Source organism: Caloranaerobacter ferrireducens (genome assembly GCF_001730685.1).
Classification (GTDB): domain Bacteria; phylum Bacillota; class Clostridia; order Tissierellales; family Thermohalobacteraceae; genus Caloranaerobacter; species Caloranaerobacter ferrireducens.
This window is the reverse complement of sequence record NZ_MDJR01000007.1, coordinates 74,479-92,398: the sequence shown is the minus strand read 5'-3', so window position 1 is coordinate 92,398 and position 17,920 is coordinate 74,479. Positions and strand designations below refer to the sequence as shown.

14 protein-coding genes are annotated in these 17,920 nt (G+C 30.6%); 1 reads left to right on the top strand and 13 read right to left on the bottom strand.

What is annotated here, in order from left to right:
- Positions 1-104: 104 nt before the first annotated feature.
- The gene (locus BFN48_RS10345) at positions 105-1,349 is read right to left on the bottom strand and encodes an MFS transporter (protein WP_278287340.1); all 1,245 of its coding nucleotides are present in this window, start codon (positions 1,347-1,349) and stop codon (positions 105-107) included.
- Positions 1,350-2,936: 1,587 nt separating this feature from the next.
- Between BFN48_RS10345 and BFN48_RS12925 the strand changes: the two genes are divergently transcribed.
- A complete protein-coding gene (locus BFN48_RS12925; RefSeq protein WP_083238896.1) occupies positions 2,937-3,224 on the top strand; it encodes an ATP-binding protein in 288 nt (95 codons plus the stop codon).
- A gap of 1,501 nt (positions 3,225-4,725) precedes the next feature.
- Here the strand turns inward: BFN48_RS12925 and glmS are convergent.
- From glmS to BFN48_RS10285, 12 genes are all read right to left on the bottom strand, one after another.
- Positions 4,726-6,552: a glutamine--fructose-6-phosphate transaminase (isomerizing) gene (gene glmS / locus BFN48_RS10340; protein ID WP_069650825.1), complete on the bottom strand. Its 1,827-nt coding sequence runs from the start codon at positions 6,550-6,552 to the stop codon at positions 4,726-4,728.
- 409 nt (positions 6,553-6,961) lie between these two features.
- Positions 6,962-8,308, bottom strand: coding sequence for a phosphoglucosamine mutase (gene glmM, locus BFN48_RS10335; protein ID WP_069650824.1), 1,347 nt, complete (start codon positions 8,306-8,308; stop codon positions 6,962-6,964).
- Between the two features lie 125 nt (positions 8,309-8,433).
- A complete protein-coding gene (locus tag BFN48_RS10330; protein WP_242863262.1) occupies positions 8,434-9,315 on the bottom strand; it encodes a YitT family protein in 882 nt (293 codons plus the stop codon).
- 149 nt (positions 9,316-9,464) lie between these two features.
- A complete protein-coding gene (locus BFN48_RS10325; protein ID WP_069650823.1) occupies positions 9,465-10,004 on the bottom strand; it encodes a 2-oxoacid:acceptor oxidoreductase family protein in 540 nt (179 codons plus the stop codon).
- Between the two features lies 1 nt (position 10,005).
- Positions 10,006-10,752, bottom strand: coding sequence for a thiamine pyrophosphate-dependent enzyme (locus BFN48_RS10320; RefSeq protein WP_069650822.1), 747 nt, complete (start codon positions 10,750-10,752; stop codon positions 10,006-10,008).
- Positions 10,752-11,813 (bottom strand): 3-methyl-2-oxobutanoate dehydrogenase subunit VorB, encoded by a 1,062-nt coding sequence (locus BFN48_RS10315; RefSeq protein ID WP_069650821.1) that lies wholly within the window; start codon positions 11,811-11,813, stop codon positions 10,752-10,754. Before BFN48_RS10315 ends, BFN48_RS10320 begins: the two co-directional genes overlap by 1 nt.
- Before the next feature lie 20 nt (positions 11,814-11,833).
- A complete protein-coding gene (locus BFN48_RS10310) occupies positions 11,834-12,064 on the bottom strand; it encodes a 4Fe-4S dicluster domain-containing protein (protein ID WP_035164795.1) in 231 nt (76 codons plus the stop codon).
- 125 nt (positions 12,065-12,189) lie between these two features.
- Positions 12,190-12,864 carry a nucleotide-binding protein gene (locus BFN48_RS10305; RefSeq protein WP_069650820.1) on the bottom strand — a complete coding sequence of 225 codons (675 nt, stop codon included), beginning with the start codon at positions 12,862-12,864 and terminating at the stop codon, positions 12,190-12,192.
- 11 nt (positions 12,865-12,875) lie between these two features.
- Positions 12,876-13,952 (bottom strand): butyrate kinase, encoded by a 1,077-nt coding sequence (buk, locus tag BFN48_RS10300; RefSeq protein WP_069650819.1) that lies wholly within the window; start codon positions 13,950-13,952, stop codon positions 12,876-12,878.
- Positions 13,953-13,966: 14 nt separating this feature from the next.
- Positions 13,967-14,872, bottom strand: a complete 906-nt coding sequence (gene ptb, locus BFN48_RS10295; protein ID WP_069650818.1) for a phosphate butyryltransferase — start codon at positions 14,870-14,872, stop codon at positions 13,967-13,969.
- Positions 14,865-15,956 carry a butyrate kinase gene (buk, locus tag BFN48_RS10290; protein ID WP_141706166.1) on the bottom strand — a complete coding sequence of 364 codons (1,092 nt, stop codon included), beginning with the start codon at positions 15,954-15,956 and terminating at the stop codon, positions 14,865-14,867. Before buk (BFN48_RS10290) ends, ptb begins: the two co-directional genes overlap by 8 nt.
- Positions 15,957-16,188: 232 nt before the next feature.
- Positions 16,189-17,907, bottom strand: coding sequence for a sigma-54 interaction domain-containing protein (locus BFN48_RS10285; protein WP_069650817.1), 1,719 nt, complete (start codon positions 17,905-17,907; stop codon positions 16,189-16,191).
- Positions 17,908-17,920: the final 13 nt, after the last annotated feature.

Here is a 17,920-nt window from a genome sequence, read left to right as displayed (position 1 = left end):
TCTTAAATTCCAATCAACACTCGTATTTATTTTGATAGACTGGCTAAGATCCCTGCATATCCAATCCTTGCTTTAGTTTTTCATATTCTTTTTTACGCTACCTTTTAAATTTGCCTAAATTTATATAGCTTTGGATGAAATAAAATAAAAAAACAAGATAATATAATTAATATTGCTGAAGTTAACACTATATAACCTATTTGTATTTTACTTACAATTACGCTATAAACAAATAAAGACAAAGGGCCAATTGCTCTAAATAGTGTACTCATAATTGCAAATACAGTTCCTACTTTTCCTTTAGGTGAAAAACGTTGCACTAAAACATTAACTGGTATATTTAAAATAGCCATTAAAATTCCAATAATAAATAATCCTAATATATATCCTAAATATGTAATAGAATGATTTAGAATATTTATTGAATATTCAAACAATGTAAAACCAAATAAAGCAAATAATATTCCTTCAGCCATTGTAGCACCAATAAATAATCTGCTTTTCTTCTTGATTTCAGGAAGATAAAAAAGTATCATTGATCCAACTATTGTTCCAATAGCTCTTGCTGTCATAGCATAGCCTAATTTATCTGAAGTATAATTTAGTATAGTTTTAAAAGAAAGAGGAATTATTAGTTCAAATAGTGGTATAAAAAAGAAATTAGTAAATACAGAAAATAAAACAACGTATTTAATTACAGTAATATTTAAAAATATTTTAAAGCCTTCTTTTGTTTCTTTCAAAACTTTTGTAATATTAATGCCTTTTTCTATATCATTATTAGATTCTCTTATTGTTAAAAACATCTCGCTTATACCAGATATTAAGTATGATATAGCATTTAATATAAGAATTATAATAAATCCAAGTTTATTAAATAAAATTCCACCTAAAGCTGGACCAACTACAATAGCTATATTAATAGTAGCATGTAGTAATGAATTTGCTTTATTAAGGTTTTTATCTTTAACTATTAATGGAATTGCTGCCGCAATAGATGGGTTAAAAGTTATATTACATATAGCAACCATTAATGTAATTAAATATATCCAAAAACTACTTAAATGTTCATAATATAATAGAATTGCCATAAATGACATTAATAAAAATCTAATAATATCCATCGAAACAATAGTTATTTTCTTTTTATATTTATCAGCTATCACACCTGCAAAAGGCCCTAATAATAAAGCTGGAATAGAATTAATTGTCAATACTATACCAAGTAATTCTCCTGTTTTATCTATAGATAATAGATAGTATGTTATTGATATAAAGTAAATCGAATCTCCAATACCCGAAACTAAAAAACCACATAATACTAGCCATAAATTTTTATTTTTATATATATCTCTATCTAATTTTTTCCTAATTTTGGTTTTAATTTCAGTGAATCTGATTTAACCATAATGTCAATCCTTTCCTCTCCTAACTTGTCAATTATGTTACTTAACTTTTACAGATAAAAACAAAAACCTTGTTTCAAAACTTGAAAATAAGCTAAAGTAAGATTTTTGAAATTATCTAAGACATTATTTTCTTTAAGACCATCTAAATAAGTTCTTCTATCAGATTACAAATCGCTTCGTATAATTCAAGTATCCTTTTCTATAGATAAGATAATTGTGACATATTAAAAAACATTTGATCTAACACTAACTACTGTTGCTTTCATATTTTGAAAAATCTATGTTAAAGTAAAAATGATAAAGAGCTTTTTCACTTATATGTATACTATTTTTGTATATTGAATATTTTATGTTATCCTTATTCAATTTTCTTAAGTTGTTAATATGATTTCCAATTTCCTTGTTAATATCTTCATCAAGTAGCTTAATATGAAAGTCTTTGAACCTTAAACTGATAATATTGTAAATATCAATATAAAAAAGATGATAGCTTCAATTTTTTATATGATATACTCTGAGCCTTTTTCTTAGTGACAAAAGTTTAGAATAATTCTAACACCTAAATATCAAATTTCATTTATATTAACTCTACCAAATATGCTTGTAAGTATTGAACTGAAATAAGTTGTAAATATTTGTTATATTTTGTGCGTTTTGGTGTTTTTAAGATTTTTGCTTATTTTTTATCCTCCTCCTCTCTTCAGAATTTAATTACATTAGAGATAGAATTTCCATCCCTATGATGTTTGTCAAAGGCACCCATGATTTTTTCTGCAAATTTTGCTTGGATCTTACTCCTTTTTTCTATTTACTCTAATTTTTTATAAAACTTTTAACATCATCTTTATTAATTTCTATTTTTATTTAGATTAATTTTATAATTTTTATAATACTATATATTTGTCATAATTATTAAAATAAATAGAATAAAAATATTATTCATACATAAAACCATTCTATTTTTACACATAAACTCTTATAAATCTCACCCCTATCAGTTCCGCCATCATTATCGTTATTATATATTTTAATTACAAACATATTTTTCTCTTCACCTAGTCCATATCAAATACATTGGTATATAAAATTTTCACAATCATTATAACCATTTGATAAATGAATCCTTCTGTAGAATATAATTTTCTATTTTTTTACAACCTTTACCTATATTGTATATCGTTTTTTTTGAAAATCAATCATTTTTTTCAACAATATATTGGTTATTTCGACTTATTTCAACTTCATATTATCCTTTTCGCTCAAATCTTAAAATCAAACTATCTATTATTAAGAACTCTAGTTTTTCACTTTTAGAAACTGAAATGGTAAAATTGGTAATAAATTAAAAATAAGTAGTAATTGTTAATGGTAAAATAAAAGCATCAAAAAAGAGAAAGAAAGTACCTTGATAAAAAATACCAAAAATTCCATTTAGTTGAAAATCAAGATATAAATTTTTAACTAAAAGAGAAAAAAGGTGCTAAGCGAAGCTATGTATACAACAATAAAAACCCTTTTTGAAAGGCGATAAGCCTTTTAAGGCTCTTAAGCAAGGATATAAATGTTATCTTAAATACATTACTTAAATCAAAAGCAAATAACTCATATCGTCAAAAGTTAAAATACTATTTAACTCTGAATTTACTAATATTAAATAAGTTAGGTTTTAGAAAATTCAATGAACATATAGTTGATTTGTTTTATAAAATCTCATCCAAGAGATATGAAAAAGTATCAATTATTATTGCATCTAACAAATCATTTGATGAATTGCGTAGTATATTCTTTTATTTAATATTGACACTAGCATACTAAACAGAATAGTGCATCATTATCATTTAGTTTTAATCAAAGGTAAAAAGAATAAAAGAGCAAAAAGAAAAACTCAAATCTAACTAAATTTTTTACCTGAAGTGGTAGATTTTCTTTCTCATTTTTGCAGGATTTTCATTGACAATAACATTTTATTACTACTATAGTTATATTACCTATTTCCAAACTTCTTAAACTAAATGTATTAATATCTTAATTAAGAATTAATTCTAGAACTCTTTTATTTCACTACAATTTAATACATTAGTTATTTTAATTTCACCTTTACTCAATAATAAGTTAATTAAAAATATCTTTTCTAAATTCAATTTATCTTTTTAGGAATAATTAAGGTAAAATCATTAATAAATAGATTCTCTATTTCTCCTTGAAGTATTCCTATACCATTAGTCCTTAATAGTCCTTAACTTTTTCATCAATTCTATCAAGTATTTATATTTATCTCCACATATATATTGAATTTCTTTTGCAGTTCTACTAGCAGTGTTTTTCAAAATCTTTTCTCATATAGTTTCTTAATTTTATAACATACCTATATATTTTATCACCTTCTCCTTCACCAAATCTATGTGCAAAATATTCTTCCCTCAAATCTATTTAACTGAAGTTCTTCTATTATTCTTCCTCACCAAAACACCCTTAATATTTGTCTTGATTGTTTTTAAAATTCTGTATTATGGGTAGTTATAATAACTTGATTATTATTATCTTTATTACCTTTCATAAATGAGTAAACATAATAAACTTGTACTGCTCCCAAATCTCCCTCAATCCCTTATTACATCTAACTTCAACTCAATTTTCCATATTTTTTCAAGTATACACTCAAAAAACTCCTCCTAACTCCCAACCGCCCTCAACCCCAGTCTAACCCTTATTCTCCTTAAAACTCGATTATAAAAAAGTCGTCCTAAAATTCTCTATTTATTTTCCCTATTTATTCCATATTGAAGGTCAAAAATCAAAAAAAAGTCGTCATAAGTTTAGGGATAAGTTTTAAGGATTAAGGAATAAGGATTACTTCTTCTCCTTATTTCTTAATCCTTTATCCATTCTCTAAATCTATTTCATCCATCTATTTTTTCTTCTATTCAATCTCTTCTATTCAAGTATTTCAAAGACTTTAAAGACACTTCTATTTTTCTTTTCTATATGTTTTTTCTATTTTAAAATCTATTTTTTTCTTCTCTTTTTCTTTTCTGCTTATGGTTTCTGAACATAAAAAAATCATGATTCATATGCTCTAAAAAAGCACTGAATCATGATTTTTTATGACAACTTTTTTATTATTAGGAAAAGTTTTTTATTGGTGTACACCTAAAAATAGTTTTAAGAAATTGTCTTAAGTCTTATAACTTTAGAGTTACAAAAAAATCATGAACGGATGCAGTTAAATTCCACATCACATTCATGATTTCTCATGCAACAATTTTCTTATTAAAATCTACATATACCTACATTATTCCCCAGGAAATAATGTTATCTACTCCACAGTTACACTTTTTGCTAAGTTTCTTGGTTTGTCTACATCACAACCTCTCATTACTGCAACATAATAAGCTAGTAATTGAAGAGGTATAACGCTTAGAACTGAAGTTAATTCATCTATAACATCTGGAATATATATTACAGTATCTGCTGTTTTCTCTATTTCTTTATTTCCTTCTTTAGCCAAAGCTATTACATATGCACCTCTAGCTTTTACTTCCTTTATATTACTTAACATCTTATCGTATAGTCTTTCTTGAGTAGCTATAGCTATAACTGGTGTTCCTTCTTCTATTAAAGCGATTGTTCCATGTTTTAATTCTCCAGCAGCCATTGCTTCAGAGTGAATATATGAAATTTCTTTAAGTTTTAATGAACCCTCTCTTGCTACATCATAATCTATACCTCTACCTATGAAAAATACACTTTGTGCTTTATAGATTTTTTCACTAGCTTTTTTGATTAGTTCTGTATTATCTAATATTTTTTGAGCCTTTTCTGAAAGATTTCTTAATTCGTTCAACACTTTGTTATATTCTTCTTTATCGATAGTTCCCTTCTTAACTGCCATATCAAGAGCTATTAAAGCCATTGAAACTAATTGTGTTGTGTAAGCTTTAGTTGAAGCAACGGCAATTTCTGGACCAGCCCAAGTGTAAAATACTTCGTCAGCTTCTCTTGATATTGTACTTCCTACTACATTTGTTACAGCATATACTTTTGCATTATTTTTCTTAGCAAGTCTTAAAGCTGCTAATGTATCAGCAGTTTCTCCAGATTGACTTACTACTATCATTAGAGTATTTTCATCAATAAATGGATTGCTGTATCTAAATTCTGATGCTACATCTGCGATTACAGGTATTTTTACATACTTTTCAATTAGAACTTTACCAAGTAAGCCTGCATGATATGCTGTACCACAAGCTATAATATAAACTCTATTTATTTTATCTAATTCTTCCTTTGTAATGTTTATATCATCAAGTTTTATTACATTATCTTTATTTATTCTTGGTGAAAGAGTATCTTTTATTGCTTTAGGCTGTTCATAAATTTCTTTTATCATAAAGTGGTCATATCCACCTTTTTCTGCTGCTTCTACATCCCAGTTAACTGTGAAAACTTCTTTTTCTACAGGTTCTCCATTAAGCTGCATTATTTTGATATTGTCTTTTTCTACAACTGCCATTTCTCCGTCTTCTAAAATATATACATCTCTAGTGTATTTTAATATTGCAGGTATATCAGATGCTATAAAGTTTTCTCCTTTTCCTATTCCTATTATTAATGGACTGTCTTTTCTTACTGCGATTAATTTGTCAGGATTATCTTTGCAAATTACTCCTAAAGCAAAAGCTCCCTCAAGCCTTGATACTGCTTTTTTTACAGCTTCTAATAAATCACCATCGAAGTAGTAATCTATTAAATGAGATATAACTTCTGTATCTGTCTCTGAAACAAATTTATATCCTTTTTCCTGTAGTTCTTCTTTAAGCTCCATAAAGTTTTCAATGATACCATTGTGAACTACAGCTATATCCCCTGTTACATTAGTGTGAGGATGTGCATTTTTATCTGATGGTTCTCCATGTGTAGCCCATCTCGTATGACCAATACCTACATTAGCATTAAACTCTTCTTCACTTAATCTTTCTCTTAAAACTGAAAGTCTTCCTTTATATTTTCTTACCTTTAATTGTCCTTTATCAAATACCGCTATACCAGCAGAATCATATCCTCTATACTCAAGCTTTTCAAGCCCTTCAACTAATATTTCATGGGCTTTTTTATTACCTATATATCCAACAATTCCACACATAATAACACTCCTTTTTGTCATTTATCATGAATTATGCACGATACTTGCTACCATCTCTATCATATTTAGAGGCACGACAAACTAACCCATTGGAAATGGGTTTATTAATCCACCCGATTCCTTTTGTCCCCATAATCACTTATGGGTTTTGTAGAATCTTTAACGGTGGTGGTTACACCGCAGGGCATCCGCCGAAACTTCGATAAACCCTGTCCTCGTCAACTTAAAAGTAATACCTTTAAGTCCTGGCGCTTTTTATTCAATTGTCTGCCTTTTTCTTGTAAGCATCACCCCCTCTTGGAAAATTAAAAAATTAAAAATGGAAAATTAAGAATTAAAAATTTGAATTAGCTATTAGATGTGAGCTGTTTTTTACATTTTCAATTTTACATTTTCCATTTTCAATTCCTTATGCAAGTCTTTCTTCTATAAGTTTTGCTAATTCTTCTGCCATTCTTTTAATTTTTTCTTCATTTTTTCCTTCAATCATAACACGAACTAATGGCTCTGTACCAGATGGTCTTATTAAAACCCTTCCTGTATCTTTTAAGCTTTCTTCAATTTTCTCAAACTCATTTCTAATTATTTCATCTTCAAGATACTTTTTCTTTTTATCATTAGGTACTTTAGCATTTACTAATACTTGTGGTAGTGTAGTCATTATTTTAGCAAGCTCTGAAAGTTTTTTACCCTTATTTTTTACAACGCTAGTTAATTGCAGGGCAGTTAATACTCCATCTCCTGTTGTATTATAATCTAAAAATATAATATGTCCTGACTGCTCTCCACCTAAAGAATAATCTTTATTTAACATTTCTTCAAGAACGTATCTATCTCCTACTTTAGTTTTAACAATTTCTATTTCTTTCTCTTTTAAACAGATATCAAGCCCCATATTACTCATAACAGTCGCTACAACAGTATTACCTTTAAGTTTACCTTTTTCCTTTAATGATATTCCACATATAGCCATTATATGATCGCCATCTACTATTTTACCCTCTTCATCGACTGCTATTAATCTATCAGCATCTCCATCAAATGAAAGCCCTATATCTGCACCTGTTTCTAAGACTAACTTTTGTACCTGCTCTGGATTAGTAGAACCACAATTTACATTTATATTAATACCATTTGGTGCATTATGTATTACTACCACTTCCGCACCTAGCTCTTCAAATACAGTAGGAGCTATCATGTATGCTGCACCGTTACCACAATCCATTGCTACTTTTAATCCGTCTAAATCAGTATCAATAGTACTCTTTAGAAAATCTATATATTTTCTTTGTCCATCTTTAACTCTTTTAACTCTTCCTATATTCTCTCCTGTAGGATTTATAGGTATTTCAATATTATCTAAAATTATTTCTTCTATGTTTCTTTCTATTTCATCATTTAGTTTATAGCCTTTAGAATTGAAAAATTTAATACCATTATATTCTACTGGATTATGTGAAGCTGAAATTACTACTCCTGCATCAGCGTTGTATGCTCTTGTTAAATATGCAACTCCTGGTGTCGGTATAATGCCTACAGATAAAACATCTACACCAACTGAACAAATACCTGATATTAATGCAGCTTCTAACATATCACCAGATATTCTTGTATCCATACCTACAACAATCTTTGCATCTTTTTTCCCTTTAGTTAATATATATGCTCCAGCTCTTCCTAATTTAAACGCTAATTCTGGGGTTAATTCCTTATTAGCTATGCCCCTAACTCCATCTGTTCCAAATAATCTCCCCATCTTAAGCCCTCCTTATATAACTATACTATTTTATGATATCATATTGTGTGTATTGTAACAACTACCCATTTTAGTTTAAAATTGTTTTAAGCTAAAGAAAAAAAAGGTAAGGATTAAACCTTACCTTATATTCCAACACTCTTAAACCCTTTACCTTTTACTTCTTGTATATTGTTGATTGTCATGAAAGCATTAGGGTCTACTTCTTCAACTATCTCTTTTAGTTTTCCAACTTGAGTTGAGGTTACTATACAATAAATTACATTTTTATTATTCTTAGTATATCCACCTTCTCCTTTAAGGAAAGTAACTCCTCTGTGTAACTTCTTCTGTATAGCTTCTCCTAACTCTTGAGATTTATCTGATATTATTATTACATTTTTCTTAGTATCTAGTCCTTCCTGTACCTTATCAACTATCTTATATGCTGTATATAATGCTATAAGTGTATACATTGCTGGTTTTAATCCAAATAGTGCTGAAGATGATGCTATAATTATTGTGTTAACTCCCATTAATCCTGTTCCGATATTTATATTATATTTTTTCTTAAATATTGCAGCTATTATATCTAATCCACCTTGTGATGTCCTGTTTCTAAACATCAATCCCATGCCTAAGCCGTTTAGTATACCACCAAAAATAGCTGCAAGCAGTATATCATCCATCATTATCAATTGGTCAATTCCTCTAGTTAACTCAAGTAAAAATGATAGAGTCAGCATTGATATAAAGCTGTATGTTGTAAACTTTTTGTCTATAATCTTAGAACCGATTATGAAAATTGGTATATTAATAAGAAATATAATAAGTCCTATTGGTAAATTAGTTAAAAAATGAATCATTATAGCTATTCCGCCAACTCCACCACTTAACAAGTGATTTGGTACGAAAAAACCGTTAAAAGCAATTGAGCAGAATAAATTTCCCAATAAAATGAACACAAATTTACTTGAATAATCCATTAGATTTGTAGAAGTAGAAGACATTCTTTTAGCAATTTGCAACTTACATAACCTCTTTTCATTCTAGGGGATGCCCCCTATTTTTTCAACATCATTATACTCCCACTTATATCATATTGCAATATATTTATAAAATTTTATTTATGAAAAAAATGAAACAAAAAGAACCGACCAAATTTGGTCGGTTCGTACTATTTTCTTACTAATTCTGCTCCTTTTTCAAGAGCTTTCTCATTTAATGGAATTAAATGAGCTTTAGTTTTTCCAAATACTTTCTTTAAAGCTTCTACTACTGATTCAACCTTAACAACTTTAGTTAACTCTAAGTAAGCACCTAACATAACCATATTAGCAACTTTGCTATTACCTAATTCTACAGCTATCTCATTAGCTGGAATGTAATAAGCGTTTATATCATCTCTTTCAGCTTTTTTATCTATTAATGAACTATTTATTAATAAGTTTCCACCTTTAACGATGAAACTTTCGAACTTGTCTAATGATGGTCTGTTCATAACTATAGCAGCAGTAGCTTCTGTTACTATAGGTGAACCTACTGGTTCATCTGAAACTATAACGTTACAGTTTGCAGTACCTCCACGCATTTCTGGTCCGTAAGATGGAAGCCATGATACATTTTTACCTTCTATCATACCTGCATAAGTCAATAGCTGACCCATTGACATAACACCTTGACCACCGAATCCTGCCATTATTACTCTTTCTTCCATCTTATTTCACCTCCTCAGGCGTTCTGAAGTTTCCTAACGGATAGTAAGGTAACATATTTTCTTCTAACCACTTTAATGCTTCTGTTGGAGTTAATCCCCAGTTAGTTGGACAAGTTGAAAGAACTTCAACTATTGCAAAACCTTCGCCTGCTAACTGAACTTCGAATGCCTTCTTGATAGCTTTCTTAGCTTTTCTAATATTAGCAGGATTATGAACTGATACTCTCTCTACAAATTTAGCTCCGTGAATTGTAGCAAGCATTTCTGATACTTTTAATGGTCTACCTGCATGGTTTTCATCTCTACCATATGGAGCTGTTGTAGCTTTTTGTCCAACTAATGTTGTTGGAGCCATTTGTCCACCTGTCATACCGTAAATAGCATTGTTAACAAATATTGTAGTTATTTTTTCACCACGATGAGCAGCGTGGATTATCTCAGCAGTACCTATTGAAGCTAAGTCTCCGTCTCCTTGATAAGTGAATACTACACTGTCAGGATGAACTCTCTTTATACCAGTAGCAACAGCTGGTGCTCTACCGTGAGCAGCTTCATGCATATCACAGTTAAAATAATCGTAAGCAAAAACAGAACATCCAACTGGAGCTACACCGATTGCTTTACCTAATACGCCTAATTCCTCTAAAACTTCTGCTACTAGTCTGTGAATTATACCGTGTGTACAACCAGGACAATAGTGGAATGGCTTATCTGTTAAACCTTTTGTCTTTTCAAAAACCTTAGCCATTACCTTTCACCCCCTGCTATCTTCTTAATCTCAGCTACTATAGCGTCTGGCTCTGGTACCATACCACCAGTTCTACCATAGAAGTAAACTGGTTTTCTACCATTTATAGCTATCTTAACATCATCAACCATTTGTCCAGTACTCATTTCTACTGTTAATATTCCTTTAGTTTTATCGCTTATCTTTTCGAAAGCTTCATCTGGGAATGGCCATAATGTTATTGGTCTGATTAAACCAACTTTTAATCCTTCAGCTTCACACTTAGCTATAGCGTTTTTAACAACCCTTGAAGTAGTACCATAAGCTACTACAACTACATCTGCATCTTCAAGGTTGTAAGTTTCATATCTTACTTCATTTTCTTTTATAACTTTATATTTTTCTTCTAATCTCCAAACGTGATCTTCTAATTCTTTTGGATCTATGAATAATGAGTTTATAATATTTGGTTTTCTTTGTCCTTTTGTACCATCAGTTGCCCAATCTTTTGCTGGTAGATCTCTCTTCTTAGGCTCTTTAAATTCAACTGGTTCCATCATCTGACCAATCATACCGTCTCCTACAACCATTACAGGAATTCTGTATTGGTCAGCTACATCAAATGCTTCCATAACTAAATCAACAGTTTCTTGTAATGTAGCAGGTGCATATACAACTGTTCTATAGTCTCCGTTTCCACCACCTCTAGTGGATTGATAATAGTCTGACTGAGCAGGTTGAATACCGCCTAGACCAGGACCTCCTCTAACTATGTTAACAATTACACAAGGTAATTCTGCACCAGCTATATATGAAATACCTTCTTGTTTTAATGCTATACCAGGGCTTGATGAAGAAGTCATTACTCTTGCACCAGCTCCTGCTGCACCATATACCATATTTATTGCAGCTACCTCACTCTCAGCTTGTAAGAAAACTCCACCAACTTTTGGTAGCTCTCTAGCCATATATTCAGGAAGCTCATTTTGTGGTGTAATTGGGTAACCGAAGAAATATTTACAACCAGCTTTAATAGCTGCTGCACCTATGGCTTCGTTACCTTTCATTAAAATCTTAGCCATTTATTTTCCCTCCTTAATAATTATTCTTCTATTATTCTCTCAACTTCTATAACAACATCAGGACAAATTGTTGCACAGTTTCCACAGCCTATACACTTATCCATTTCGATAACTGTAGCTGGGTGGTAACCTTTAATGTTAATCTTTTCTTTGTTCATTACAACAATGTTAACTGGACATGCAGTTGTACATAATTCACAACCTTTACATAAATCTTCTTTGAATGTTACCTTTCCTCTAGCTTTAGCCATTTACAACCCTCCCCATTATTTGAATAATTCTAAATTTTAAATGTTAAATTTTAAATAACTATAATTTATTATTTTATTTAAAATTTACAATTTAACATTTACAATTCTAATTGCACATAGTGCAATTAGAGCATCCATTCTTCCCTCATATAAAGTGTTATTGGAAAGATTTCACCTTTAAGGTTTGATGGAAGTTCTTTAGCCACATGTTCTAATGCAACTATATATTTAATTGGAATATTCAATTTTTTAGATACTTCTTCTGCTAATTTTTGACCCCTTAAAACATCTTCTACTGTAGTACTTTTTAGTAGATGTGTATTATTGATAAGCCCTGTTACTTTTGCTCTTGAAGCCATTTCGATTCCTCTCAAGTACTTAATAGTATTCTCTACATCCTGAGTTTCAGGTCTATTAGCATTTATAACAAATAACATATCATATTTGCCTTCTTTGAAATAATTATGATATCTTCCAAGAGCTCTAGCTCCAACAGGGTCTCCACCCACATCTAGTATTACATCATAACTTTCATCTTGTAATGGAGCAAAAATCTCAGCTGATACAGCAGGTACATCTGCTGCAGCGGCATTAATTGAACTTCCTATTACCTTAATACCCATTTCAGATAATAAACTTTCTTTTTCTCTACTTCTAAAGTACGGATTAACAACATCTAAATCTGCTAGCGCAACTTTTTTTCCACTTTTAGCTAATTTTACTGCATAATTTACTGCAAACTCTGTCTTTCCACTTCCATAGTGTCCAGTTATTATTCTGATTCTCTTATCGTTTAACATAAAATCCACCTCTAATTATATACCTTTGCTTCTTCTTCTCCTCTTAATACTCTTAAGCCACCTTCTGCTAGAGCTATCATTTCATCTTCACCTGGATATACAAACACTTTTGAAATGAAGCTTACTCTATCTATAATCCACTTTGTAAATTCTTTATCATATGCTATACCACCTGTTAGTATTATCCCATCAACTTTACCTTCTAATACTGCAGCTAAGCTTCCTATTTCTTTAGCAACTTGGTAAGCCATAGCTTTATAAACAAGCTCTGCTTTCTTATCTCCATTTTGAATCATTTTAACTACTTCTCTAGCATCATTTGTTCCAAGGTATGCAACTAAACCACCATTACCTTTAATTTTCTTCTTCATTTCTGCTAATGTGTATTTTCCTGAGAAGCAAAGTTTAGCTAAATCCCCTACTGGAAGTCCTCCAGCTCTTTCTGGTGAAAATGGTCCTTCACCATCTAATGCATTGTTAACATCTACAACTCTACCTTTTTTATGAGCTCCTACAGAAACTCCTCCACCTAGATGAGCTACTATTAGGTTTACTTCATCGTAAGCTTTTCCTAATTCTTTTGCTGCTCTTCTAGCTACAGCCTTTTGGTTTAATGCATGGAAAATACTCTTTCTTTCTAATTCTGGCATACCTGATATTCTAGCTACATCTTCCATTTCATCAACAACAACTGGGTCAACTATAAATGCTGGTATGTTTAATTGAGATGCTATCTCATGTGCTAAAATACCACCTAAGTTTGATGCATGCTCGCCAAGAACACCAACTTTTAAATCTTCAATCATTCTTTCATTTACTTTATAAGTTCCACCATCTATTGGCTTAAGTAATCCACCTCTACCAACTACGGCACTTAATTTAGTTAAATTAATGCCTTTTTCATTTAATGTTTCAAGTATGATATTTTTTCTGAATTCATATTGATCATATATTTTTTCATATTTTGCTAATTCTTCAGTAGAATGTCTTAAAGTTTCTTCTAAAACTGGTTTTTCATTGTCATATATAGCTATTTTTGTAGAAGTTGAACCAGGATTTATGATAAGCAATCTGAATACTTCACTCATATTTACTCTCCTTTCTATTTATTAGTAGCCATTAATACACCAAGAGCAATTGAATTTAGCTTAGCACTTTCACTATCAGCTCTTGAAGTTAAAACTACAGGAGCTTTTGCACCTACAATCACACCTGCGTTTTGTGCCTTTGATAAGAATACTAAAGATTTATAAAGTACATTACCTGCTTCAATATATGGCATTAACAATATATCAGCATCTCCAGCTACAGGATGTTCTATTCCTTTATGCTTAGCAGCTTCTTTTGATATTGCATTGTCTAATGCAAAAGGTCCTCCAACAATACATCCTGTAATCTCACCATTTTTATTCATTTCTTCTAATTTTTCTGCATCAACAGTAGCAGGCATCTTAGGATTTACTTTTTCTTTAGCACAAATTACTGCTACCTTTGGATTTTCAATGTCTAGTGAGTGAGCTACAAATACTGCATTTTCAATGATTTGTTTTTTCTGCTCTAAATTTGGAGCTATGTTCATAGCTGCATCTGTTACAAATAAAATCTTATCGTAAGTTTCAATATCAAATACTGCAACATGGCTTAATACTTTACCTGTTCTAAGTCCTATTTCTTCATCTAAAACAGCTTTTAATATTATTGAAGTATCAACTAATCCTTTCATTACCATATGAGCTTTACCACTGCTTACAAGCTCAACAGCTTTTCTTGAAGCTTCTTTTAAATCTTTTAAATCTATTACTTCAAAATTATCTAAATTCATTCCTATTTCACTAGCTATTTGAGTTATTTTCTCTTTGTCACCAACTAATATTGCATCAGCTATTCCCATTTCTTTAGCTTCTTTAACTGCAATAAGAACTTCTTTATCTTGTGCAGCTGCAACTGAGATAGTTTTAGGTCCTCTCTCTTTAGCTAACCTTAAAACATCCTCAAAACCTCTAATCATCTATTTTCACCTCATTTTCATAAATTTTTTCCTTCTCTTTACCTGAAAGCACTCTTAAAACTCCACCATTTAATGCTTCCATCTCATCTTCACCTGGATAAACAATAACAGGTGCTATAAAGCTAACCATATTCTTAATATAATCTGTTAATAAATCAGAATATGCTAATCCTCCTGTCAAGATAATTCTATCAACTTTACCTTCTAAAACAGTTGCCATAGCGCCTATTTCTTTTCCGATTTGGTAAGCCATCGCATCAAATACTAATTTTGCCTTCTTATCTCCATTTTTAATCATTTCAACTACTTCTTTGGCATCATTAGTTCCTAGGTATCCTACTAGACCACCTTTTCCTCTAAGCTTAGTTTTAATTTCCTTGTAAGTATATTTTCCTGAATAACACATCTTTATTAAATCTCCTACAGGGAGACCTCCTGTTCTCTCTGGTGAGAAAGGCCCCATTTCATTTGCATTGTTTACATCAACAATTTTACCTTTTTTAACAGGTGCTACTGAAATACCTCCACCAAGATGCGCAACTATTAAGTTTAGATTTTCAAGCTCTTCATTTAATTCTTCAGCTGCTCTATGTGATACAGCTTTGATATTTAATGCATGTAATAATGACCTTCTTGGTATTTCAGGCATACCTGAAATTCTAGCTATATCATCAAATTCATCAACTGCAACAGGGTCTACTATGTATGCTTTAATCCCTTCTTTATCTGCTATACCTTTTGCTAACATTCCACCTAAGTTTGAAGCGTGTTCACCTTGTACTCCTGCTTTTAAGTCATCAATCATCTTTTCTGTTACTAGGTAAGTTCCCCCAGGCATTGGACGTAAAAGTCCTCCTCTACCTACAACAGCAACTAAAGATGAAGTTTCAATTCCTTCCTCTTTTAGCCAGTCCATTATAAGTTTAAGTCTATATTCATATTGGTCTGTTATTTTGTCAAACTTCTCCAAATCGCTTGTTTTGTGTTCAATTTTCTTTAGGATAACCTTTTCCTTTCCCTGATAAATAGCAACTTTTGTTGAAGTTGAACCAGGGTTAATAGCAAGTACATATTTCCTTTCCATCATTTCACCCCTATATTTTATTCTACCGTCTATTATTGTATGCAATATATATGCCAACTATAATATTGAAAGGACCTTTTTAAGAGTAAAATCTAGAATAATTCATTTAACATAAACAAAGCTGTAAAGGACAAACCTTTACAGCTTATAGTTCTACTATTCTAAATTAAATTATGCAATTTCTTGCATGCATTATTTTGCACAGTCTATTTATTTTGCATTTTTTTGCACACTAATTTATGTTGTATTTTTCCATTTTATAGTATAGGTTTCTAATAGAAATTCCTAAAGCTTTTGCTGTTTTAGTTTTATTGTTTTTATACTTTTTAAGAGTTTTAGTTATTAGTTCTTTCTCTAATTTTGATACAGCTTCTTCTAATGTAATATCTTCTAAATCATCAATATCTTCAGTTTGGACTATATTTTGTCTCTCATATTTAACATAAGAATTTATTAATGGTATGTGCTGCACATCAATAACACTCTCACAATGTTTCATGTTTATTATTGCTCTACCAATAATATTTTCTAACTCTCTAACATTCCCTGGCCAATCGTGTTTTTTTAGAATATCTAATGCTCCTTTAGTGATATCATTAATCCTTCTACCATATTCCTGATTAAACTTTTTAATAAAATGTATAACTAAAGGATATATATCATCTTTTCTATAGCGTAATGCAGGTATATTAATTGGTATAAAATTTAATCTATAATATAAATCTTCTCTAAATTTCCCTTCTTCAACAGCCTTTTCTAAGTCCAAATTTGTAGCAGTAATTATCCTAACATCTATAGGTATAGGTTTTGTGCCTCCTACTCTTACAATTTCCCTTTCCTGTAAAACTCTTAAAAGCTTAGCTTGTGTATTTAAGCTTATATCTCCAATTTCATCTAAAAAGATAGTACCTCCGTTAGCCTGTTCAAATAATCCCTTTTTACCTCCTTTTTTTGCCCCTGTGAAAGCTCCTTCTTCATATCCAAATAGTTCACTTTCAAGTAAACTTTCACTTAAAGCTGCACAATTAACTCTAACAAACTGACTAAATTTCCTATCGCTTTCATTATGGATTGCATGAGCAAATAACTCTTTACCTGTACCACTTTCGCCTCTTAATATAACTGTAGCTGGAGTATTTGCTGCCTTTTTAGCTTTCTCAATCGCTTTAAGTATTAATTCATTTTGCCCAACAATATCATCAAAAGTATATTTAGCTTCTAACTTTCTAATTATCTGCTTTGCTACATTTAGTTCTTTATTTAGCTTTATAATCTCAGATACATCATGTAGAACTCCAACGCTACCTCTTAATTCTCCATCAACTATAATTGGTGCAGCTGTAGCTATTACTTCCCTTTTATTTGAACCTACGATTAATCTAGCATTTTTTATAGGCTTTTTAGTAGCCAAGACTTTCATATGGACACTCTGACCTTCTACCAAATCTACAGTCGCAGGTTTTCCTAATACATCTTCCTCACTTAAACCAGTAAGCTCAGTATACGCAGGATTAACCATAACATTTATTCCATTTTGGTCTACTACCGAAATAGCATCTTGCGTAGAATTGAAAATAGCCTCAAGCATGCTCTGTATTTCTTTTAAATTTGTTATCTGAGTAGCTAAATCTAATATGTCTGTAACATCTCTAAAAACAGCTACAGCACCTATTATTTCTCCATTTTCATCCTTTACTGGCATTCTGTTAGTAACTATTTTTATGTTACCTAAATCTTGCTGTCTATTTAATTCATAATCTCCAGTTTCTAATATATGCATGAGTCTTGTATTTAATATAACTTCCTTTACAGGTTTACCTAAAGCATATTTACTGTCAATACCTGTTAATTTTTCAGCAGCTTTATTAAATAAAGTTATTATTCCTTGCTTGTCTACTGCAATCATAGCATCATGGGTAGAATCAAGTATTACTTCTAATTCTCTTCTCAAACCAGCCCACCTC